The organism is Nocardia tenerifensis NBRC 101015 (genome assembly GCF_000308715.1).
Classification (GTDB): Bacteria; Actinomycetota; Actinomycetes; order Mycobacteriales; family Mycobacteriaceae; genus Nocardia; species Nocardia tenerifensis.
In genome coordinates this window covers 1-20,691 of sequence record NZ_BAGH01000420.1, presented here as the reverse complement: position 1 = coordinate 20,691, position 20,691 = coordinate 1, and the positions used below count along the sequence as shown (strand labels likewise).

Sequence of the window (20,691 nt, the reverse complement as noted above, 5' to 3'; positions counted from 1 at the left end):
TTTGATGGGTGGGGAGCGAGAGGGAGAGCGAACGTGAGTATCGAATCGGTGGCGTGGGGCCAGATCTACCGGCGGGCCAACGCGCCACAGGAGCAGCGGCGGTTCAGCCTGGCCACCGCCCGGCGCATCCTCCGCTTCGCCGCGCCGCATCGGCGCCGGATCGGGCTGTTCCTCCTGTTCAGCGTCGTGTCTGCGCTCCTCGCGGTGGCTACGCCGGTGCTGGCCGGCCGGGTGGTCAACGACATCGTCGGCGGTTCGGCGCCCCGGGTCGTGGTGAATCTCGCGCTGATCATCGCGCTGCTCGCCGTCTTCGACGCCGCACTCGGACTGGCGATTCGCTGGCTGTCCTCGCGCATCGGCGAGGGCCTGATCCTCGACCTGCGCACCGCCGTCTTCGATCACGTGCAGAAGATGCCGATCGCCTTCTTCACCAGGACGCGGACCGGCGCGCTGGTCAGCAGACTGAACAACGACGTGATCGGCGCCCAGCGCGCGTTCAGCGACACCCTGTCCGGCGTGGTCGCCAACCTGGTCACCCTCGCGCTCACCCTCGGCGTGATGCTCAGCATCTCCTGGCAGATCACCCTGCTCGCGCTGGTCCTGCTTCCGGTGTTCGTGCTGCCCGCCCGCCGCATGGGCAACCGGCTGGCCGACATGCAGCGCGAGGCGGCCAAGTTGAACGCCGCCATGAGCACCCAGATGACCGAGCGCTTCTCCGCGCCGGGCGCGACCCTGGTGAAGCTGTTCGGCCGCCCGCAGCAGGAATCCGGCGAGTTCGAGATCCGCGCGCGCCGCGTGCGCGACATCGGCGTGCGCACCTCCATGCTGCAGACCATCTTCGTCACCTCGCTCACCTTGGTCTCGGCGCTGGCCGTCGCCCTCGTCTACGGGCTCGGCGGTTGGTACGCGCTGCGCGGACAGTTGGACGCGGGCGCCGTCGTCGCGCTGTCGTTGCTGCTCACCAGGCTGTACACACCGCTGACCGCGCTGGCCAGCGCCCGGATGGAGGTGATGGCCGCGCTGGTGAGCTTCGAGCGGGTCTTCGAGGTCCTCGACCTGAAACCGCTCATCGAGGACGCCCCCGGTGCAGTGGCGGTGCCGGCCGGCCCGGTCGCCGTCGAGCTGGACAACGTGACCTTCGGCTACCCGTCCGCCGACAAGGTGTCGCTGGCCTCGCTGGAGGACGTCGCGACCCTGGACACCCGCGGCGGCGTCGACGTGCTGCACAACGTCTCACTGCGCGCCGAGCCGGGCCAGCTCGTCGCGCTGGTCGGTTCCTCGGGCGCGGGCAAATCCACTGTCGCCCAGCTGGTTTCGCGGCTCTACGACGTGGACTCCGGTGCCGTCCGGCTGAACGGAACCGACGTGCGCGACCTGACCACCCAGTCGATCCGGGAGACCGTCGGCCTGGTCACCCAGGACGGGCACTTGTTCCACGACACCATTCGAGCGAACCTGCTGCTCGCCCGTCCGGAGGCGCAGGAGGCGGAGCTGTGGGACGCGTTGCGGCGGGCCAGGCTGAGCGATCTGGTCGAATCCCTGTCCGACGGACTGGATACCGTGGTCGGTGAGCGCGGCTACCGGCTCTCCGGCGGTGAACGTCAGCGGCTCACCATCGCCCGCCTGCTGCTCAAGCAGCCGCGCGTCGTCATCCTCGACGAGGCCACCGCTTCGCTGGACTCGACCTCGGAAGCCGCTGTGCAGGAAGCGCTCTCGGAGGCGCTCGACGGCCGGACCGCACTGGTGATCGCCCACCGCCTGTCCACCATCCGCGCCGCCGACTTGATCCTGGTGATGGAGGACGGCCGAATCATCGAGCGCGGCACGCACACTCAGTTGCTGGCGGACGAGGGCCGCTACGCCGAGCTGTACCGGACCCAGTTCGCCGACGAACCGGTGACGGCGGCCGCCTGATCGGGCACCGGCTCCGGGGGCGTGATGTCTCCTCCGGAGCAGGAACCGGTCGGCACCGACGCACCCGAATCGATGGGCGACCAGGGCGGCTCGCCGGGCTTCGATCCGGTCGGCCTCCTGCGCCCGGCCGACACCGCGGACGAAGCTGCGCGCGAATGCCCGCGCGCACCAAGCGATCCGGTCTCGACGAGCGTCGTCACCGCTGACGAGTTACGCGCGATCGAACCGTTGATCCGGACCGACGACCGTCGCGGCGTTGGAACCCGGCTCGGGCGTGACCGGGCCCAACGGCGCGTTCTACGGATTCGCCTTAGCGCCGACCCAGCCGCGCCTACTGGCTCGGCTGATCGGCGTAGCAGGTGGTGTCTTCCACGGGCAGCGTGCCCGTGCCGAAGTAGGTGTTGATCGCGTCGTTCACGCAGGTGCTCAGGCCAGGTCGAAATGTCATGTGGATCCGCACATCCTGCAGCGTGACCAGCCGCGAGCCGGACATGTCCTGATGAAGCGCGACGGCGTGGGCGTAGGGCGTCCTCGGGTCGCCCGTCGAGTTCAGGATGAGCGCGGGCACCGTGTTGCGCACGACGGTGGCCGGCTCGACCGGCGGCGCCCAGAACGCGCACGGCTGAATATTGCCCGCCATGGCGCCGAACACCGGCTGGCCGGCCCGGGTCTCCTCGATATTGCGCCAGTACCAGCCCGGATCCCGCGGCACCCCGACGTCGCCGCAGGCGATCTGCGCCAAGGTCGAGTCCTCGCCGTCGCGCAGCGCGGACACGATCGCGCTGAGCCACGGGGCGCGCGCCTTGATCGGCGGCCCGCCCGCCGCGTCGGCCAGCTCGCGCACGACATCGGCGAGCTTCTCGTTCAGTCGGAAGTTCATCAGCATCCCGTGCAGCACGAACGGCAGCCAGTGATCGTCGACGGCGAAGTCGTCGACGACGATCGGCTGCCGCGCGGCGGTTCGCACCAGGTTCTCCACGGTGGCCCGCACCAGCTGCGGCGTCGCGCCGAGTCGGTAGGTGTCGTCCTTCGTCGCCGCCCAAGCCGCCCATTCATCCAGCGCGCGCTCGTCCGCCGGGCCCCAATCCTGAACCAGCCCTTCCCAATACCGGTCCGGGTCGATCGCGCTGTCCAGCACGATCCGTCCGCTGCGCTCCGGGAACATCTGCGTGAACACCGCGCCGAGGAAGGTGCCGTAGGACAGCCCGAAATAGTCGATCTTCGGCTCGCCGAGCACGCCGCGCACGACATCAATGTCCCTGGCGGTATTGCGAGTGGTGAACTGCCGCATCTGCTCGGGGTCGTGGATCAGGCAGCCCGCGGCCATGCCCGCCGACTGCACGGTGTCGTGCACGAAGCCGAGCGGATCCAGACCCGCCGAGCGGATCATCTCGCCGACCGGCCAGCCGCACCGCGGGCTGCGCCCCGACTCGCCGACCCCGCGCGGATCCATCCCGATCAGGTCGTGGGTCGCCAGCACCTCCGGCGACAGGACATCGCCGAGCAGGTCGATGCTGTCCAGTCCCTCGCCGCCGGGACCGCCGGGATTGGCCAGCAGAATTCCTTGGCGCCGAGCGGGATCCGCGGCTTTCACCCGGGAGATCGCCACGGTCATGGTCCGGCCGTCCAGCCGCCCGTAGTCGAGCGGCACCTGCACGTCGGCGCACTCGCCGCCCGCCTTGTCCAGATTCTCGATGCCGCACGGCTGCCAGTGCAGTTGCTGGCCGTAGAACCGTTCCAGGCCTGCCGGGCGCGCCTCGTCACCCGGCGCGGCGCTGCCGAACCCGGGCACCACGGCGAGCGCCGAAATCGCCAGAACCGCCACCGACCGCCGAACCACCCGCACCAACAACAGCATCGCCTCTCACGTATTCCGTCGCGCAGAGAACGGTAGCGGATCGGCCCGGCGTCGACAGGTACGAGCGGCAGACCCGGAAGCGGCAGCCCGCATAACCACGGAGAGCGCGCGAACGCCGCCGATCAGGCCCGGCGGCTCGAGTGGCAGGCCCGAATCGGCAGCCTGCGATACCACGGATGACCAGCGAATGCCGCCGTGAGCCTCTGCGGCGTGAGCGGCAGGCCGGATGCGGTGGCTCCGTGACCATGAATGGCCGAGTGAGCGCCGCGAATTGGGCGCAGTGGCGTGAGTGTGCGGCTTGGAGGCGGCAGACCGCGTAATTCGGAGGCTCGAGCGCCGCCTACGAGGCCCAGTGCTGCGAGCGTCCAGCGCACGGGCGGCAGTCTCGACCGCGCAGGGGCAGCGAGCGCCCGGCGATCAGGCTCATCGGGGTGAAAGTTCGGCTCGGAGGCGGCAGCCCGGGTAATCCCAGGGCTGCCGCCGATGAGGCTCAGCGGCGTGAGCATCACTCCTGGAGGCGGCGTCCCGCGTCACAGCGGAGGGCCGGCGAGCGCCGCCGATGAGTTCCGGCGGCATGGCATCAAGACCCGCGGGCGGTGCCTTGCGTGACCGCGGCGGGCCGGCGAGCGCGGCCGGATCAGGTCCTGCGGCGTGAGCGTCAGGCCTGGAGGCGGTAGCTCACGTGGCCACGGAGGCCCGCGAACGCCGCGAATCACGTTCGGCCAGCGTCTATTTCAGGATGGCAACGCGCGCTGGTCGAGCACGCACCTGCCCGCCTCGACCAGGGTGGCCCGCGCCCGGCGGCGCACCAGGCACCGGTCGACGGTGCAGTCGAGATGCAATTGCATTGCGGCGTGGGCCTGTTCGATGTTCAGCACGCCGGGATCGGCGCCGCAGGCGAGCATGGCGGCGACATGCATGTTCAGGTTCGTGAGTTGCATCAGGCGACCCCTACCGGGTGCGCCGCCGCGGTCCGTCGATGTCGGGTGGGCGCGGGCGGCTCCGGCCAGGAGGATTGCCGCACGGCCATGCCGACGGCCTCGAGCGCGGTCAGCCCGACCTCGTCGGCGAGCTCGCTGACCAGATCGAGCAGCGTCGGCACCACCTCGGCAACCCGCAGCGCGGCGACCGCCTGGTCGCAGGTCAGGGTGCGGCCGGGCAGGTAGGAAACCACCCAGCTCCCGTGTCCGACGCTGCGCGCGCGATGCGCGGTGAGATCGCTGGTCATCAAGGACGACGCAATGACATGTACAGCCATGACTCCTCGTTCCTGCGGGCGACTCTTCTCGTGTGCCCGGAGGCTTCGCGGAACTACGCCGGGGAGGGCGTTCGAACCGTCCGGGCATACTTCCAGCACACCATTGGCGGCCGCCCAAAACAACGCCCGCGATGGATAACCAGAGATTTCTCGCGAATTCCCAGCACGAAAACCGCTCGGGAGGGGAGGATTCTCCATAGTGGACGAAAGAGCCCGCTGCCCAAGCGAAGTGACGGGGAACCGAGCTTGCTGGTTGCCCCCGAAAAGTCCCGGGTGAGCAGCAGAACACAGAACGGAGCGTGCTGTGTCAGCGAGTTCGGCAAGAGCGTCGGCGAGTGTGTCAGCGGGCTCGGAGCGAGCGCACGGCGGCCTCGACAGACCGACCGGTACCGAGAGCGCCTCCTCCACCCTCCCGCGCAGGCAACTCGGCAGATACCTGCGCGACTGGCGCACCCAGGCGGGCCTCACCATCGCCGAGGCCTCGCGCCTGATGGAGTGGGGCGCAAGCACTTTGCAGCGCCTGGAGAAAGGCCAGGCCGATCGCATCCGCACCATCGACATCCAGGAGCTGTGCCGTATCTACGGCATCCACGACGACCTGGCCGACGGGCTCAAGGGCCTGGCCCAGCAGGCGGCGGTCAAGAGCTGGTGGCACGCCTACGGCGACCTGATTCCCGAGAACTTCGATGTGTACGTGGGTTTGGAGGCTTCGGCCCAGCAACTGCGTTCCTATCACCCCGAATTGGTGCTCGGACTCCTGCAGACCGCGGATTACGCCAGGGCCCTGCACCGTCTCGGCTACCCGGACGATTCGGAGACCGAATCGGAGCGGCGCGTCCAATTACGTCTGCAACGCCAGGCCTTGATCACCAGGCGGGTGTCGCCCGCGACGGTTGCCGTGGTGTTGCACGAGTCGGTCCTGCGCCGCGTGGTCGGCGGCGCTAAGGTGATGGCGGCCCAGCTACGACATCTCGCGGATTTGAGCACCAGCGACAATGTCTCCGTGCGTATTCTGCCGTTCGCGGCCGGTATTCCGCTCGGAGATTCCACGGGCCCGTTCACCGTGCTGGAGTTCGGCACCGACGGTAAGGGGCACCCGATCGAGCCGCCCGTGGTGTACGTGGAGGGTTTCACCGGAGATCTGTATCTGGAAAGACCGGTCGATGTACGGCGTTATCGCCTGGCGCACGAAAGCCTGCAGGACGCCGCGCTGGATACGCGAGCCAGCAGGCAACTGCTGCGGCAGGTGGCCAAGGAGTTCTCGGCCTGAGAATCGATCGCATTGCGGCACAACGTTTTACGTTCACAGCCGGGTGGCGGGCGATGGCCGCGCCATTTTCCGCGCCCGGCTCCGACAAAGGAGTTGTTCTCGTGAGCATCAACAGCGGCGCGAATGTCGACCTGTCCGGCGCGACCTGGCGCAAGGCCGGCGAGGGCACGGGGCAGGACAGTGTCGAGGTCGCCATGCTGGCCGACGGTCACGTCGGCCTGCGCGACGGCAAGAATCCCGATGGCCCCGCGCTGGTTTTCACGCCCGCGGAGTGGGCGGCGTTCACCGCGGGAGTGCACGACGGCGAGTTCGACCGTCCGGAGTAGAACACAGCGCCGCCTGACAAATAGTGGGACCACGCCCGGACGGCCGGGCTCGAGTTTCGCTTGCATAACAATCGGGTAGCCCACTTATTGTGGACCGTGGGCTCAAAGGTTCCCACTCCCGGTACAAGAAATTGCGGCCCGGAGATTGGGTGGAATGGCTGATCGTCGCGCTGCTTTTCGCGGTGACGGCGGTCGGGCTGTTCATCCTGACCGGCTCGCTGGTGCCGTCGCTGTTCATCGGTGTGCTCGTGGGCGTCGTCGCGGTCGGAGTGGTGGCGATGCTGTAAAGCCGAGCGCCCTCCGTCCGGGTTCGTCCGGCCGGAGGGCGCTCGTCAGCGTCGAAAAACTTGTCAGCGTCGAAACAGCTTGTTGCCCAACCACACCAGCGGATCGTATTTATGATCCGCCACGCGCTCCTTCATCGGGATCAACGCATTATCGGTGATCTTGATATGTTCGGGGCACACCTCGGTGCAGCACTTGGTGATATTGCACAGCCCGAGCCCCTGCTCGTCCTGGGCCAGGTCGCGGCGATCGGCGACGTCGAGCGGGTGCATCTCCAGCTCCGCGATCCGCATGAGGAATCGAGGACCCGCGAACGCCGTCTTGTTCTCCTCGTGGTCACGCACCACGTGACAGGTGTTCTGACACAGGAAGCACTCGATGCACTTGCGGAACTCCTGTGAGCGCTCCACATCGACCTGCTTCATCCGGTAGTCACCCGGCTTCAGATCCGCGGGCGGCGTGAAAGACGGTATTTCCCTTGCCTTCTGGTAATTGAAGGACACGTCGGTGACCAGGTCCCTGATCACCGGGAAGGTGCGCATGGGGGTCACGGTGATGACCTCGGCCTCGGTGAAGGTGGACATGCGCGTCATGCACAGCAGCCGCGGCCGCCCGTTCACCTCGGCCGAACACGACCCGCACTTGCCCGCCTTGCAGTTCCAGCGCACCGCCAGATCGGGCGCCTGCGTCGCCTGCAGCCGGTGGATGATGTCGAGCACCACCTCGCCCTCGTTCACCGGCACGGTGAAATCGTGCAGCTCACCGCCGTCGAGGTCGCCGCGCCACACGCGGAATTTGGCGTCGTAACCCATCGCTACGCCTCTCGCTCTGTCGATTTCCCGGCCGACGCCGGATGCGCGGCGATCTCCTCCGGGGTGTAGTACTTCTCGAGCTCGCCGAGGTCGAAGAGGGCGAGCAGTTCCGGTCGCATCGGGACCTGTTCCTTCGGCGTCACAGTGACGGCGGGGATGGGCTCCCCCGCAGAGTTCGGATCCACCGCGCAGACGAGCAACCTGTGCCGCCAGTCGGGGTCCATCGACGGATGATCGTCGCGCGTGTGCCCGCCGCGACTCTCGGTGCGCAGCAGCGCCGCCTTCGCCACGCACTCGCTGACCAGCAGCATGTTCTCCAGGTCGAGCGCGAGGTGCCAGCCCGGATTGAACTGGCGGTGCCCCTCGACGGTGACCTGCTTGAACCGGTTGCGCAGTGCCTCGAGCCGGGTGAGCGCCTCCTGCACCTCGTGCTCCTTGCGGATGATGCCGACCAGGTCGTTCATCGTCTGCTGCAGGTCGGTGTGCAGGGTGTACGGGTTCTCGCCCGCCCCCTCGGAAGGCGGATCGAACGGTGCCAGAGCGACTTTCGCCGCCGCGGTGATGTCGGCGTCGGAGACCGCGGGGCGCTGGTCGAGCTGCTCCACGTACGCGGCGGCGCCGAGCCCGGCCCGGCGGCCGAACACCAGCAGGTCCGACAGCGAGTTGCCGCCGAGCCGGTTGGAGCCGTGCATGCCGCCGGAACACTCACCGGCGGCGAACAATCCGGGCACCGTCGCCGCCCCGGTGTCGGGGTCGACCTCGATCCCGCCCATCACGTAGTGACAGGTCGGGCCTACCTCCATCGGCTCGGCCGTAATGTCCACGTCCGCAAGCTCTTTGAACTGGTGGTGCATGGACGGCAGCCTGCGCTTGATCTCCTCGGCCGGCATGCGCGAGGCGATGTCGAGGTAGACGCCGCCGTGCGGAGTGCCGCGACCGGCCTTGACCTCCTCGTTGATCGCGCGGGCGACCTCGTCGCGCGGCAGCAGGTCGGGGGTGCGGCGCGCGGAGTCGTTGTCGCGCAACCACTGATCGGCCTCCTCCTCGGTCTCCGCGTACTGCCCCTTGAAGACCGGCGGGATGTAGTCGAACATGAACCGCTTGCCGTCGGTGTTCTTCAGCACCCCGCCGTCGCCGCGCACACCCTCGGTGACCAGGATGCCCTTGACGCTCGGCGGCCAGACCATGCCGGTCGGGTGGAACTGCAGGAACTCCATGTTGATCAGCGTCGCCCCGGCCCGCAGTGCGAGCGCGTGGCCGTCGCCGGTGTACTCCCACGAGTTGGAGGTCACCTTGTACGACTTGCCGATGCCACCGGTCGCCAAAACGACTGCGGGCGTTTCGAACAGGATGAACCGGCCGGACTCGCGCCAGTAGCCGAACGCGCCGGAGATCCGGTCGCCGTCCTTGAGCAGCTCGGTGATGGTGCACTCGGAGAAGACCTTGATGCGCGACTCGTAGTCGCCCGTCGCCGCGTAATCCTCCTGCTGCAGCGAGACGATCTTCTGCTGCATGGTCCGGATGATCTCCAGGCCGGTGCGGTCGCCGACGTGGGCGAGGCGCGGGTAGGTGTGCCCGCCGAAGTTGCGCTGGCTGATCCGGCCGTCGGCGGTCCGATCGAACAGCGCCCCATAGGTTTCCAGCTCCCACACCCGGTCGGGTGCCTCCTGGGCGTGCAACTCGGCCATGCGCCAGTTGTTGAGGAACTTGCCGCCACGCATCGTGTCCTTGAAATGCGTCTGCCAGTTGTCCTTTTCGTTGGCGTTGCCCATCGACGCCGCACAGCCGCCCTCGGCCATTACGGTGTGCGCCTTGCCGAACAAGGATTTGCACACCACCGCGACGGAGTGGCCGTGTTCTCTGGCCTCGATCACCGCGCGCAATCCTGCGCCACCGGCCCCGATGACGACGACGTCGTACTTGTGCCGTTCCACTTCTGGCATGGCCGCGAATACTCCTGGGGTTGGGGCGGATCAGTTGATGAACCGCAAGTCCGAAATCGTGTCGCTGGCCACCAACATGACGTAGAAGTCGGTCAGCACGAGGGTGCCGAGGGTGGTCCAGGCCAGCAACATGTGCCGGGTGTTCAGCTTGGAGACCTGGGTCCAGAACCAGTAGCGCACCGGGTGCGCGGAGAAATGCTTGAGCCGCCCGCCCGCGATATGCCGGCACGAATGGCACGACAGCGTGTAGGCCCACAGCAGGATCACGTTGACCCACAGCACGATATTGCCGAGGCCGAACCCGAAGCCGCCGTCCTTGCCGTGGAACGCGGCGATCGCGTCGTAGGTGTTGATCACCGAGACCACGATGGCCACGTAGAAGAAGTAGCGGTGCGCGTTCTGGATGATGAGCGGCAGCCGGGTCTCGCCGGTGTACTTGGCGTGCGGCTCGGCGACCGCGCAGGCCGGCGGGGAGAACCACACGGCTCGGTAGTAGGCCTTGCGATAGTAGTAGCAGGTCAGCCGGAAGCCGAGCAGGAACGGCAGCACCACGAAGCCGAGCGGCAGGATCGCGGGCAGCTCGCCGAACGGCGTGCCGAAGTGGCTGGAGCCCTCGACGCACGAGGTGCTCAGGCACGGGGAGTAGAACGGCGTCAGGTAGTGGTAGTCCGGAACCCAATATGCCGTTCGCACATAGGATCTGATCGTCGCGTAGATGACGAACGCGGCGAGTCCGAGCACGGTGATCGCCGGTGGAACCCACCAGCGATCGGTGCGCAGTGTGCGTTCGGAGATTCGAGCCCTGGTCCTGCTGAAGACTCCGGTCCCCGTCTCCGGGGTGGTGGTCGGTGCGGCACTCACTGGTAAATGCCTCGCTGATCTGCTGTGCGGGTGGTCATCGTTACCTCCGCAATCGAATGTGATGCCCAGCACCATACGACACCCCGGCTATCGCTCGAGCGCGGTCCCGGCATTCCAGACCCACCCGGATGCCCGTGATTTGCGCCACATCCGAAGTCGCCGCAACAGTGACGGTCGAGTGGTGAACGAACCGCTAACTCCGCGAACTCGGCTGCATCCGAACACCATTCGGGGGCCGTCGGAGTAAGCGAAACTCGACGTCGAAATCCCGACGCGCTGTTTGTCATACGACGGCAACATATTTGTGGTCCGCTTGCCCGAGATGTACCCGTTGACGTGCGCTGATGTCTGCGTCGCGGCGGCAGGCAGGAGCGGGCCCCGCGCGCAGAACGCCGAGCGTCGCCGGTGCGCCGCGGCGCTCGGCCGGGGGAAGGAGTACAGGGATGAGACGAGCCGCGATCGTCGCGCCGATCCGCACGCCGAGCGGGATCGAGGGGGGTGCGCTGTCGGGTATGCCGCCGCATTGGCTGGCCTCGACGGTGCTGGCGGCGGTGCTCGAACGCTCCGGGATCGATCCGCCGCGCATCGAGAATGTCGCGCTGGCAGGTCTCGACGGAAGTCCGGCCGGCGCCCTGGAATTGAGCGAGCTCGCCGTGCACGGCGCGGGTCTACCGTCCTCAGTGCCTGGCTTCCTGACCGATCAGCGCCGCGGCAGCGGGCTACCGGCGGTGCTCACCGCGGCCATGATGGTGCAGACGGGCGCCGCCGACGTGGTGGTGGCGGGCGGCGTGGAGTGCGCCGCGGATAACGCTGGCCGCCAATGGAACTCGGCCGGTCCCGCCGACGTCCTGAACGCCGAGCAGCTGGCTCGCCGGTACGGCATCGGCCGGGCCGAGGCGGATGAATTCGCGGTGGCCAGCCATCGCAAGGCCGCGCGCGCTTGGCGGCAGGGCCGCTTCGCCGCGGAGGTGATCCCGGTCGGGGTGGTGGACGAGTCGGGGCGGGCCGGCCTCGAAGGGACCGGGGGACATCGGATTCTGCGTGACGAGGGCCTGCTCGACGACGTCTCCACCTACACCTTGGCCGCGTTGCGGCCGCTACTCGCTAACGGCGTGGTCACCACGGGAAATATGAGCGCCCATCGGCACGGCGCGGCGGCCTGCCTCGTCGTGGCGGAGGACCGGCTCGCCGAGTTCGGCCTCACCCCGATGGCGTATCTGGTCGGCTGGGCCACCGCCGGATGTGCCTCGGAGCCAGCGGCTCTCGGCGCGGCGCCCGCGGTCGCCAAGCTGCTCGGCCGGACCGGAATCACGCTGGACGACATCGACCTGGTGGAGGTGAACGAGGGGTTCGCGGTGGAGGTGTTGGCACTGGCCCGGGAGTGGGATCTCGATCCCCGCGACCGGCTCAATGTGAACGGTTCGGCGATCGCCCTGGGTCATCCGGTCGGCGCCACCGGCCTGCGAATCATGACCACCATGCTGCACGAACTCGCCCGTCGTGGTGGTGGCCTCGGTCTCGAGGTGATGACGCTCGGGCACCACCACGGCATTGCGGCGCTGTTCGAATCGGCCGGGTCCGACCCCGTCACCGAGGCTCCGCGCGGCGCGCGGTTCCACGGGGCCCGCCCGGCGCGACGCTTCGGCCGCCACCGCGCCTGACCATGCGCACAAGACTTCGCGGACCCGCCGGCATGGACGGGCCCGCGAAGGTCTCGAGTTACTTGGTCCTGGGGCGGGAGTGGAAGCCCAGGCCCTCGTCCTGTGCGCCCATCCAGGCCGCCTCGTCGGACTTGCTGTCCGGGACGTAGATGGTGTCCTGCTGGCGGCGGCGCACCTCCGGCGGCGGGGACTGCTCGAGCTCGTCGGCGTCGATGACGAGCCGTTCGAGATCGTTCTCCAGCCGTCGCATTATGTTGGCGTCACCGTAGTGGGCCCGCAGTGCGCCGATGGATTGCCGGAGCTGGCCGACCGTGTAGCGGAGTTCCGCGATTTCGCTGCGTGTCATCGATACCTCCTGTGTTCCTGGCAGACATGCGAACTCGGTGGGTAACGGGAACTTCCATGGTCTGCCTGGAAGCGCGCTGCACCAAGCCGTGTGACTCACCACACAACGTGATCTTTAACACAGTACCGAAAGAATTCGGATCTGGCTCGTCACCTGCCGAAATTCGGCAGTTCGCCCAATTGTTGCTCGTGCCAGCTGGCCGCGCCTGGTGCGAACCGCCGAGCGGGTGCCTCGGGTGATCGGCGCCCGCCCAGCATTCACCCGGCGACGGCGTACTCCGGCCCCTGTCCGCTCAGCCCGGCGACGACCTGGTCGACCAGTCCGACGATCGACAGCGCGACCTCCTCCGCCCGTTCGAAGATCACGCTGTGTCCCGCCCCTTCGAGCGGAACCAGTCGCGAACCGGCGAGTTGGGAGGCAAGCACCACCGAGTGCGTGAAAGGCACCACGATGTCCGCGGTGCCCGCGAGCACCAGCGCCGGGATGGCGCCGAGGTGTGGCAGTGTCGCCGTCTCGTCGAAGGCGATCAGCGAGGCGAGGAAGCTGGACATGGTCAGCAGCGGCGTGTCGTTCAACATGGCGGTGGCGACCGCGACCATGCGCGGATTCACTTTTCGGGTACCGGAGTTAGCCGCCCGGATGATCGGCTCGAAAACGCGGCGCGACAACCGTTTCGAACCCTGCATCACCCGCGGCGCGCGCACCACGGCCACCTGCAGCGAGTTCACCGCCCGGCGCTTCAGGAACCGGCCGAGCCCCACCTCCGTGATCCCGTTCGCCGCCCCCGCGATCAGGCCGACGCCGACGACGCGCGTACCGATCGTCTCCGGGAACAGCCGGGCGTAGGCGAGCACCACCATCGCGCCCATCGAGTGTCCGACCAGGATCACCGGCCCCGTCGGCGCGACCGTCCGCAGCACCGTGTCGAGATCGCGCCCGAGCTGGTCGATGGTGTACGTGACCGGATCGGCCTGGCCGGACTCGCCGTGCCCGCGATGGTCGTAGAACACCATCCGCGTCTCCGCCCCCCACCGGCGCAGCAGTTGGTCGCGCAGGAACGACCACGATTCCGTCCGCAGACAGTGCCCGTGGGCGAACACCACGGTCATGGCGGCGGAGTCGGAGCCGAAGACGCGCACCGAGATCGGCACCCCGTCCTCGGCCGACACGGTGACACGGTGGCCGTCGTAATCGGCGGCGCAGCGGGCGATCGTCGTGGACATGACGTCCTCCTGTGGAGGGTGCATCCAAACGGAGCGTTCTTGCCCGGTTGTCGACATACATTTCCCCCGCGTTACCACCCCATACCCCCCGTTACGCACAAGTTGTCCAACCGACGCACGGGAGGCACCCGACACCACCCTCCTCTGTCGTCAGGAATCTCTACACCTCTATTTGATGAGAGCTAGAGGTTCGTAGAGACTCCTGGTCGGTGGTGTCTCCGCCTGCTCGGAGAATCCATTGGTCTGCCTAGTTTGTGCCCGGTCTCGCGAACATGTCCGTGGTGATGCAACTAATCTATGCGAATCTAGCGCTTTCCCTATTGGCATAAAGATTCTAAAGCAGGCCGCGCGGGAAGGCTATTTGCCGAAGGTCTCGAATCGCCGAATGCAACGTTCATACAATGCGTGGAGGGAGAAAATCAGCATGAAATAGATCGGAATCGACAGTATTTCCCAGTTCTCATTCCGAGTGGTCAAGGCCGCTGCCACCGCCACCGCGGCATATGACGCGAAGAATGCACCGCGCACCGCGGTACGAACGTGTCCTTCAGGGGGCCGACGTCGGCAGACGGCGATCGCCGACAGCGCCACCACCAATGCCGCACCGATCGCAAGGCGCTGCACCACACCAACTCCCGCATACTCCCCGACGAAGGTGAACAGAAGTCCACACCCGACCAGACAGGGCACGACGGCCAGCACAACGAGTCCGAACAGCCGAACCCGCGGCTCCCACTCGGCCACACTCGCGCTCCTACGCTCTGACGTCAACGCAACTTCTTCCAGATCGATTTGGACATAGGATCAACGCAAGCAGCGTGGCATTTTCAAAAATTGCAATCTGCCCCCTTCGCGTTCACCGCCGAGTGCTGGGCGGTCGCGCTCACCTTCTCTGGCATCGATCTGATTGTCAAACCTGTTGGCATAAGGGTGGCATCGGGCGTCGGTTCGCGCCAGCCGCTGCAACGTCGTATGTCAGAGGTTGTCGGTGTGGAGAAGGACTGATACTTGTGGGCCGAGGCTGGAAGACGCACCTTGCTCAGGAGAGTCTAGGGAAATCTAGTGTTTCGGAAATACAAGGCAATAATTGCCAATGATGGCACCCGCCGGACGTCACGTCGTGAGAGGTGCTTGAACGGGACGCCCGGCGAGCGGTCGACTGTCTGAGGTCAGGGTGTTGCGGGGGTGCGGGTGGAGGGGAGGAAGGGGCGGAGGAGATTTTGTTCGGTGGAGGGGCCTACTTGCCATTCGGCGATCCAGGGGCCGGTGCCCTCGCTGGGGTCGAAGACGCCTTCCTCGAGCCAGGTGTAGCGGCCGGTGAGGACGCCGCGGGTGAGGGTGCGGTCGTCGTCGTCGGTGTTGTCCCAGAGGGCGTCGAACAGGCGGCGTACGCGGACGCGGGACTGTTTGCAGAAGGCGTCGGCGAGTTCGGCGGCGGAGGTGGCCTGCGGGGCGCCGGCGCTACGCAGGGCTTGGGCGCGCATGCACGCCGCGGACATGGCGAAGAGCTCGGCGCCGATGTCGACGATCCGGCCGAGGAAGTTCTGCCGGTACTCCAGGTCGGCCTGCCAGCGGCCCATGGCGTACATGAGCGACCTGGCCTGCTTGCGTGAGCTGCGCTCGATGAACCGCAGATGCTTTGCGAGCGAACCGAATTCGGTGTATGTCGCGGGCACGGTGCCGGAGCCGACCGCCAGCTGCGGGAACCATCTGGCGTAGAAGCCGGTCGCGCCGACCGCCGCCTTGGCCTTGTCCTTGAACTCGGCGTTGCGGTCCACGAGCGCGCCGGCCGCGGACATGTGCGCGTCGGCCATCTCCCTGGCGATCAGCAGCCGCATGATCTCGCTGGAGCCTTCGAAGATGCGGTTGATGCGCAGGTCGCGGACCAGCTGTTCGGCGCCGACCGCGCGCTCGCCGCGGGCCGCGAGCGAGGCGGCGGTCTCATAACCGCGCCCGCCGCGGATCTGCACGAGCTCGTCGGCGATGGCGCAGCTCATCTCGCTGGCCCAGAGCTTGGCGAGCGCCGCCTCGATCCGGATGTCGTTGCGCGCCTCGTCGCACATGGCCGCGGACAGGTCGAGCGCGGCCTCGAGCGCGTAGGTGGTGGCGGCGATGAAGGAGATCTTCTGGCCGACGGCCTCGTGCTCGCCGACGGGCTTACCCCACTGCACCCGCTCGGTGCTCCACTCCCTGGCGATCTTCAGCGACCACTTGGCCGAGGCCGTGCACAGCGCGGGGATGGCGAGCCGGCCGGCGTTGAGGGTGGTCAGCGCGATCTTGAGGCCGTCGCCCTCGCGCCCGATGAGATTGGCCCTCGGCACGCGCACGTTGTGCATCCGGGTGACGCCGTTCTCGATGCCGCGCAGGCCCATGAACGCATTGCGCCGCTCCACCGTGATACCGGGCGAGTCGGCCTCGACGACGAACGCGGAGATGCCGCCGCGATGCCCCTCGCTCTTGGGCACCCTGGCCATCACCACCAGCAGCTCGGCGACCACGCCATTGGTCGTCCACAGCTTCACGCCGTTGAGCTCGTAGGCCGTTCCGTCCTCGACCGGGGTGGCGGTGCTCGCCATCCTGGCCGGATCGGAGCCGACGTCGGGCTCGGTGAGCAGGAAGGCGCTCACCGCGCCGGCGGCGCAGCGGGGCAGGAACTCGGCCTTCTGCTCCGCGGTGCCCGCGAGCTTCAGCGGTTCGGGGACGCCGATGGACTGGTGCGCCGAGAGCAGCACGCCGAGGCTCGGGTGGGCCGAGCCGACCAGCATCAGCGCGCGGTTGTAGCCGAATTGGGAGAGACCCTGTCCACCATAGGATTCCGGGATCTTCAGGCCGAAGCAGCCGAGCTCGGCGAGCCCCTTGACGTACTCGTCCGGGATCCGGCCCTCGGCCTCGATCACGCGCCCGTCGATGGATTCGCAGAACGGGCGGAGCCTGGCGAGGTAGGCCTCGGTGCGGGCGGCGTCCTCCTGGCTCGGCTGCGGGTAGGGGTGGATCAGATCGAGCCGGAACCGGCCGAGGAACATCTCCTTCGCGAACGATGGTTTGGCCCAACTGGTTTCGCGGGACTCTTCGACCAGTGCGCGGGCCTGCTCTTCGGTGGCGTCGACTTTCGCGGCTGTCGCCATGATGTCCTCCTCGGACGTGATCAGGATCACATTCGAGTGTAAGAACTTTAGTTACCGGCCGGTAGGCCCGCAGGTCGATTGATTTCTAACGATCTCTATTGATCTTGGTAGACAAGCTATTACGGGGCTATCACCGACCGGCACTCACACGCTGCGCAGGTAGCGGCCGAAGTGCGGCACCGTGAAACCGATGGTGCCGCGCTCGGCCGAGTAGATCAGGCCCTTCTTGATCAGTCCGTCGCGCGCCGGCGAGAGGGAGGCGGGCTTGCGGCCGAGTTCGCTGGCCACCGCCGAGGTCGCCACCGGACCGTCGTCGCCGGACAGATCGGCCATGGCGCGCATGTACTCTCGCTCGGCCGGGGTGGCCCGTTCGTAGCGAGAGCCGAAGAAGCCGACCGCCAGTTCCTCCTCCGCGGTCGGCGCGGCCACCTCGACATCCTCGGCCGAGATCGGGCTCTCCGGCGCCTGATCCCACGCCGCCTTGCCGTAGGCCTGCACGAAATACGGGTACCCATCGGCCTTCTGGTACAGCGCGTCCAGCGCCTCGTCGGTGAACTTCACCTCCTCGCGCTCGGCGGGCGCGATCAGTGCGAGATCGGCGGCCTCGCGGTCGAGCCGATCGATGCGGTGATAACTGAACAGTCGCTCTGAGTAGCTCTTCGACGCGGACAGCACCGCGGGCAGGTGCGGCAGCCCGGCCCCGACGACGATGAGCGGCGCGGTGTCCTGGCTCAATTCGTGACAGGCCCCGCAGATCGCGGAGATGTCGGCGGGGCCGAGGTCCTGCATCTCGTCGATGAAAATCGCGATGCCGACGCCTATTTCGCTGGCCAGCGCGGCCGCCTCGACCAGCAGCTCGACCAGGTCGATCTCGATGTCGCCGGAGTCGGCGCGGCCGGTCACCGCGGGCACGTCGATGCCGGGCTGCCAGCGTTCCCGCATGCCCTTGTCCGCAGTGGCCCGCAGCGCGAAAGCCTTGAGAATGCCGAGGAAGTCGTCCACCCGCTCCGGATTGCGGTGCGCCATGGCGATCGCACGCACGGCCATGTGCAGGGCGGACGACAGCGGGCGGCGCAGCTCCTGGTCGGGCCGGGCCTCGATCTTGCCGGTGCCCCAGCCGCGGGAGATGGCGGCCGAGCGAAGTTGATTGAGCAGCACGGTCTTTCCGACGCCGCGCAGACCGGTGAGCATGACGCTGCGCTCCGGACGCCCGCGCGCGATGCGCTCCAGCACGATGTCGAAAGCGGTGAGTTGCTTGTCGCGCCCGGCCAATTCGGGTGGGCGCTGGCCGGCTCCGGGAGCATACGGATTCCGCACGGGGTCCATGCCCTAACACCGTAGCCCGTTATGTCGGGGGAATCTGCCGGAATCTACGGCGTGTCCTAGATATCGCTAGCGGTTGGTATTGCACGATTGCTCTCGCACGGTTGCCACGGGCACGGAAGTCACTACGCTGGTGGCGTTTTCCAGCGACTATCGGAGGATCATGTCCGACGAACCCACCCCGACCACCGCCGAGGTGGTCGAATCCTGGAATGTTCCGGCGGGGGCCACGGTCGCGCGGCGCATCCGCTCCAACATTCTGGTGGCGATAGAGCGCGGCTATGACGATCCGCAGCTGGTGGCCGACCTCGCGGTCGGGCCGCTAGTCATGGCGCTGGGACAGCTCGAGGTCGGGCTCGCCGACGCGCATCGGCGCATCGCCGAACTGGAGCGGGCCTTGGCACACCGCGAGGGCGAGGCGTTCAACGGGCGCGAATCCTGAATGCGCAGCGGACTATTCGGACATATGCCACGGAACGGCGACACGCGCCACTCGCCGATATCGTGTCGTGACCCAATGGGCGTGTCGTGAATTCGGGCGATCGTCCAGCGCTTATGTCAGGGCCGCGGAACTGCCAGGTCTGTGCGCTGGACAACACCGCGTCGGCATCGTAATCTCTTCGTGACTTAGTGGAGTCCTGTCGTTTCGAAAGAGAAGCGGCGCCACGCAGTTACCGCCTCAGCGGCCGTCGGGGCCATCTTCCCGGCTGTCGCGCCGGGAACACCCATCGGGTTCGTATGGGTGATGCCCTGCGGCCTTTTTCAGGTCGTTCCGGTCGGCGGGAGAGTACGAAGATCGGAGACGTAGCTCGGTGGGTAAACACAGCATGCAGCGGGATTCGCGCTTGCCGAATTCCGTCAAGGGCGCCCTCGTGATGGGTGCGGTGGCCGCGACAACCGGCGCGATGCCCGCGATCCCCGCGATGGCCGCGACCATCAACATCCCCGGACTCGGCAACTTCGATGTTCCTGTGCCGCAGGAATACGAGGCACCGGTCCAGCAGCTGAACCAGCAGATCCAGCAGGCCGTCTCGGCCATGCCGAACGCCCAGGCACCCGGTGCCGCCCAGCAGCAGGCCGCGCCCGGCATCCCCAACTTCTCGCCGAACATGCCCGGCCTGTTCAACCAGGCCCCCAGTGCCAGCGATATCGCGCTCGACGCCGCCAGGTCCAAGGTGGGCGCGATGTACTCCTGGGGCGCCGCGGGCCCCTCCAACTTCGACTGCTCGGGTCTGGTCCAGTGGGCCTACCGTCAGGCCGGCGTCGAACTGCCCCGCACCAGCTTCGAGCAGTCGCACGTCGGCGCTCCGGTGGCCTTCCAGAACCTGCGGCCCGGCGACATCGTCGTGACCAACGGCGGCGGCCACGTCGGCATCTACGCGGGCGACGGCCAGCTGCTCAACGCCGTTCAGTCCGGCTCGCCCGTCTCCTACACCCCGCTCCGCGCCGGCGATGTGGTCACCGCACGCCGTATCGTTTAACGAGTGACCCCCGCCGACAACGGCATCCGTACCCACGGAAACAAGAGCACCGCGACGCAGGCCCGAGTCGATTCATGGACTTGGGCCGTGCGCCTGTTCAAGACGAGATCCGCCGCGGCCGAGGCCTGCCGGGGCGGACACGTCCGCGTCAACGGCACCGCGGCCAAGCCCGCCCAGCCGGTCAAACCCGGTGACGAGGTGCGCATCCGCCTCGGTGGCGTCGAGCGCGTCGTGATCGTGCAGCAGATCGTCACCAAGCGCGTCGGCGCCCCGGTCGCCGCCCAGTGCCTGATCGACAACAGCCCGCCCCCGCCCTCCCGCGAGCTGCTCGCCGCCATGCCCCGCCGCGATCGCGGCGCCGGCCGCCCGACCAAACGCGAACGGCGAGAAACGGATCGATTACTCGGGCGCGCCGACTGAACACCACCTTCAGGCGTGTCCGCGCTCAGATCATCGCCACCGGGTCGAGCTGACCGGCGATATATCGGGCCCGGCACTCGCCGCGGCGCAGCTTGCCGCTGGTGGTCTTGGGAATTCGGCCCGGCTCGACCAGCATGACCGCGCCGGGTATCAACTCGTGCGCGGCCGTGACGGCGGCGCGGATCCGGCGGGCGAGCACGGACAGTTCGGCGAGTTCGGAAGCGTCGACGACGCGCAACTCGGCGACGATCACCAGCTCCTCGCGGCGACCGTCGTCGTGCCCGAACGCCGTCACGTGTCCCGGCCGGATCTCCGGCGCGCAGGCCTCCACCGTCGCCTCCACGTCGGCCGGGAAATGGTTGCGGCCGTCGACGACGATCACATCCTTGCGGCGCCCCGCGATATAGAGCTGGCCGTCGAACCAGAAGCCCAGATCGCCGGTGCGCAGCCAGCGGGCCTCGCTGCCGCGCAAAGTCGCGTGGAAGGTCTCGGCGGTGGCGTCGGGCCTGCCGTAGTAGCCGTCGCACACATTCGCGCCGGCGACCCCAGATCTCGCCGACCCGGCCGGTGGGCAGCTCGGCGCAG

19 protein-coding genes and 1 pseudogene are annotated in these 20,691 nt (G+C 67.7%); 8 read left to right on the top strand and 12 right to left on the bottom strand.

Annotation, left to right across the window (positions count from 1 at the left end; genetic code table 11):
* Positions 1 to 33: 33 nt before the first annotated feature.
* On the top strand, positions 34 to 1,914 hold the full coding sequence (locus tag ON39_RS33345) for an ABC transporter ATP-binding protein (protein ID WP_040740155.1): 1,881 nt from the start codon (positions 34 to 36) through the stop codon (positions 1,912 to 1,914).
* Between the two features lie 331 nt (positions 1,915 to 2,245).
* Here ON39_RS33345 and ON39_RS33340 read toward each other — a convergent pair whose 3' ends face one another.
* The 3 genes from ON39_RS33340 to ON39_RS33330 all read right to left on the bottom strand — a co-directional run bounded on the left by ON39_RS33340 (position 2,246) and on the right by ON39_RS33330 (position 5,030).
* Entirely contained in the window at positions 2,246 to 3,772 is a 1,527-nt protein-coding gene (locus ON39_RS33340; protein WP_051187436.1) for an alpha/beta fold hydrolase, read from the bottom strand.
* 734 nt (positions 3,773 to 4,506) lie between these two features.
* Positions 4,507 to 4,713: a hypothetical protein gene (locus ON39_RS33335; RefSeq protein WP_040740154.1), complete on the bottom strand. Its 207-nt coding sequence runs from the start codon at positions 4,711 to 4,713 to the stop codon at positions 4,507 to 4,509.
* Positions 4,713 to 5,030, bottom strand: a complete 318-nt coding sequence (locus tag ON39_RS33330) for a hypothetical protein (RefSeq protein WP_040740153.1) — start codon at positions 5,028 to 5,030, stop codon at positions 4,713 to 4,715. The genes ON39_RS33335 and ON39_RS33330 overlap by 1 nt, the downstream gene beginning before the upstream one ends.
* Before the next feature lie 337 nt (positions 5,031 to 5,367).
* Between ON39_RS33330 and ON39_RS33325 the strand changes: the two genes are divergently transcribed.
* The 3 genes from ON39_RS33325 (at position 5,368) to ON39_RS33315 (ending at position 6,913) form a co-directional block, all read left to right on the top strand.
* Entirely contained in the window at positions 5,368 to 6,300 is a 933-nt protein-coding gene (locus ON39_RS33325) for a helix-turn-helix domain-containing protein (protein WP_051187435.1), read from the top strand.
* Positions 6,301 to 6,401: 101 nt separating this feature from the next.
* Positions 6,402 to 6,626 carry a DUF397 domain-containing protein gene (locus tag ON39_RS33320; RefSeq protein ID WP_051187434.1) on the top strand — a complete coding sequence of 75 codons (225 nt, stop codon included), beginning with the start codon at positions 6,402 to 6,404 and terminating at the stop codon, positions 6,624 to 6,626.
* 149 nt (positions 6,627 to 6,775) lie between these two features.
* A complete protein-coding gene (locus ON39_RS33315) occupies positions 6,776 to 6,913 on the top strand; it encodes a hypothetical protein (protein ID WP_246002906.1) in 138 nt (45 codons plus the stop codon).
* A 63-nt stretch (positions 6,914 to 6,976) separates the two neighbouring features.
* Here ON39_RS33315 and ON39_RS33310 read toward each other — a convergent pair whose 3' ends face one another.
* The 3 genes from ON39_RS33310 to sdhC are packed head-to-tail and all read right to left on the bottom strand — an operon-like array spanning position 6,977 to position 10,527.
* Positions 6,977 to 7,723: a succinate dehydrogenase/fumarate reductase iron-sulfur subunit gene (locus ON39_RS33310; protein ID WP_040740149.1), complete on the bottom strand. Its 747-nt coding sequence runs from the start codon at positions 7,721 to 7,723 to the stop codon at positions 6,977 to 6,979.
* 2 nt (positions 7,724 to 7,725) lie between these two features.
* A complete protein-coding gene (locus ON39_RS33305) occupies positions 7,726 to 9,666 on the bottom strand; it encodes a fumarate reductase/succinate dehydrogenase flavoprotein subunit (RefSeq protein WP_040740148.1) in 1,941 nt (646 codons plus the stop codon).
* Positions 9,667 to 9,696: 30 nt separating this feature from the next.
* Entirely contained in the window at positions 9,697 to 10,527 is an 831-nt protein-coding gene (gene sdhC, locus ON39_RS33300) for a succinate dehydrogenase subunit SdhC (protein ID WP_040740146.1), read from the bottom strand.
* A gap of 443 nt (positions 10,528 to 10,970) precedes the next feature.
* On the opposite strand from sdhC, the gene ON39_RS33295 reads away from it, so the two are divergent.
* A complete protein-coding gene (locus ON39_RS33295; protein ID WP_083894835.1) occupies positions 10,971 to 12,188 on the top strand; it encodes an acetyl-CoA C-acyltransferase in 1,218 nt (405 codons plus the stop codon).
* A 58-nt stretch (positions 12,189 to 12,246) separates the two neighbouring features.
* Here the strand turns inward: ON39_RS33295 and ON39_RS33290 are convergent, their stop codons facing one another.
* The 5 genes from ON39_RS33290 to ON39_RS33270 form a co-directional block, all read right to left on the bottom strand.
* Positions 12,247 to 12,534: an Rv0250c family protein gene (locus tag ON39_RS33290; RefSeq protein WP_040740145.1), complete on the bottom strand. Its 288-nt coding sequence runs from the start codon at positions 12,532 to 12,534 to the stop codon at positions 12,247 to 12,249.
* Positions 12,535 to 12,791: 257 nt separating this feature from the next.
* Positions 12,792 to 13,757, bottom strand: a complete 966-nt coding sequence (locus tag ON39_RS33285) for an alpha/beta fold hydrolase (protein WP_040740175.1) — start codon at positions 13,755 to 13,757, stop codon at positions 12,792 to 12,794.
* Positions 13,758 to 14,114: 357 nt separating this feature from the next.
* Positions 14,115 to 14,501, bottom strand: coding sequence for a hypothetical protein (locus ON39_RS33280; RefSeq protein WP_040740143.1), 387 nt, complete (start codon positions 14,499 to 14,501; stop codon positions 14,115 to 14,117).
* 425 nt (positions 14,502 to 14,926) lie between these two features.
* Positions 14,927 to 16,882, bottom strand: coding sequence for an acyl-CoA dehydrogenase family protein (locus ON39_RS33275; RefSeq protein ID WP_040740173.1), 1,956 nt, complete (start codon positions 16,880 to 16,882; stop codon positions 14,927 to 14,929).
* Positions 16,883 to 17,026: 144 nt separating this feature from the next.
* A complete protein-coding gene (locus ON39_RS33270) occupies positions 17,027 to 18,208 on the bottom strand; it encodes a DUF8462 domain-containing protein (protein WP_040740141.1) in 1,182 nt (393 codons plus the stop codon).
* A 160-nt stretch (positions 18,209 to 18,368) separates the two neighbouring features.
* On the opposite strand from ON39_RS33270, the gene ON39_RS33265 reads away from it, so the two are divergent.
* The 3 genes from ON39_RS33265 to ON39_RS33255 all read left to right on the top strand — a co-directional run bounded on the left by ON39_RS33265 (position 18,369) and on the right by ON39_RS33255 (position 20,106).
* Entirely contained in the window at positions 18,369 to 18,647 is a 279-nt protein-coding gene (locus ON39_RS33265; protein ID WP_040740140.1) for a hypothetical protein, read from the top strand.
* Between the two features lie 433 nt (positions 18,648 to 19,080).
* Entirely contained in the window at positions 19,081 to 19,686 is a 606-nt protein-coding gene (locus ON39_RS33260; RefSeq protein WP_051187440.1) for a C40 family peptidase, read from the top strand.
* Between the two features lie 3 nt (positions 19,687 to 19,689).
* The gene (locus ON39_RS33255) at positions 19,690 to 20,106 is read left to right on the top strand and encodes an RNA-binding S4 domain-containing protein (protein WP_255219318.1); all 417 of its coding nucleotides are present in this window, start codon (positions 19,690 to 19,692) and stop codon (positions 20,104 to 20,106) included.
* 25 nt (positions 20,107 to 20,131) lie between these two features.
* Here ON39_RS33255 and ON39_RS33250 read toward each other — a convergent pair.
* Positions 20,132 to 20,691, bottom strand: a pseudogene (locus ON39_RS33250) (fatty acyl-AMP ligase); the annotation flags it as partial.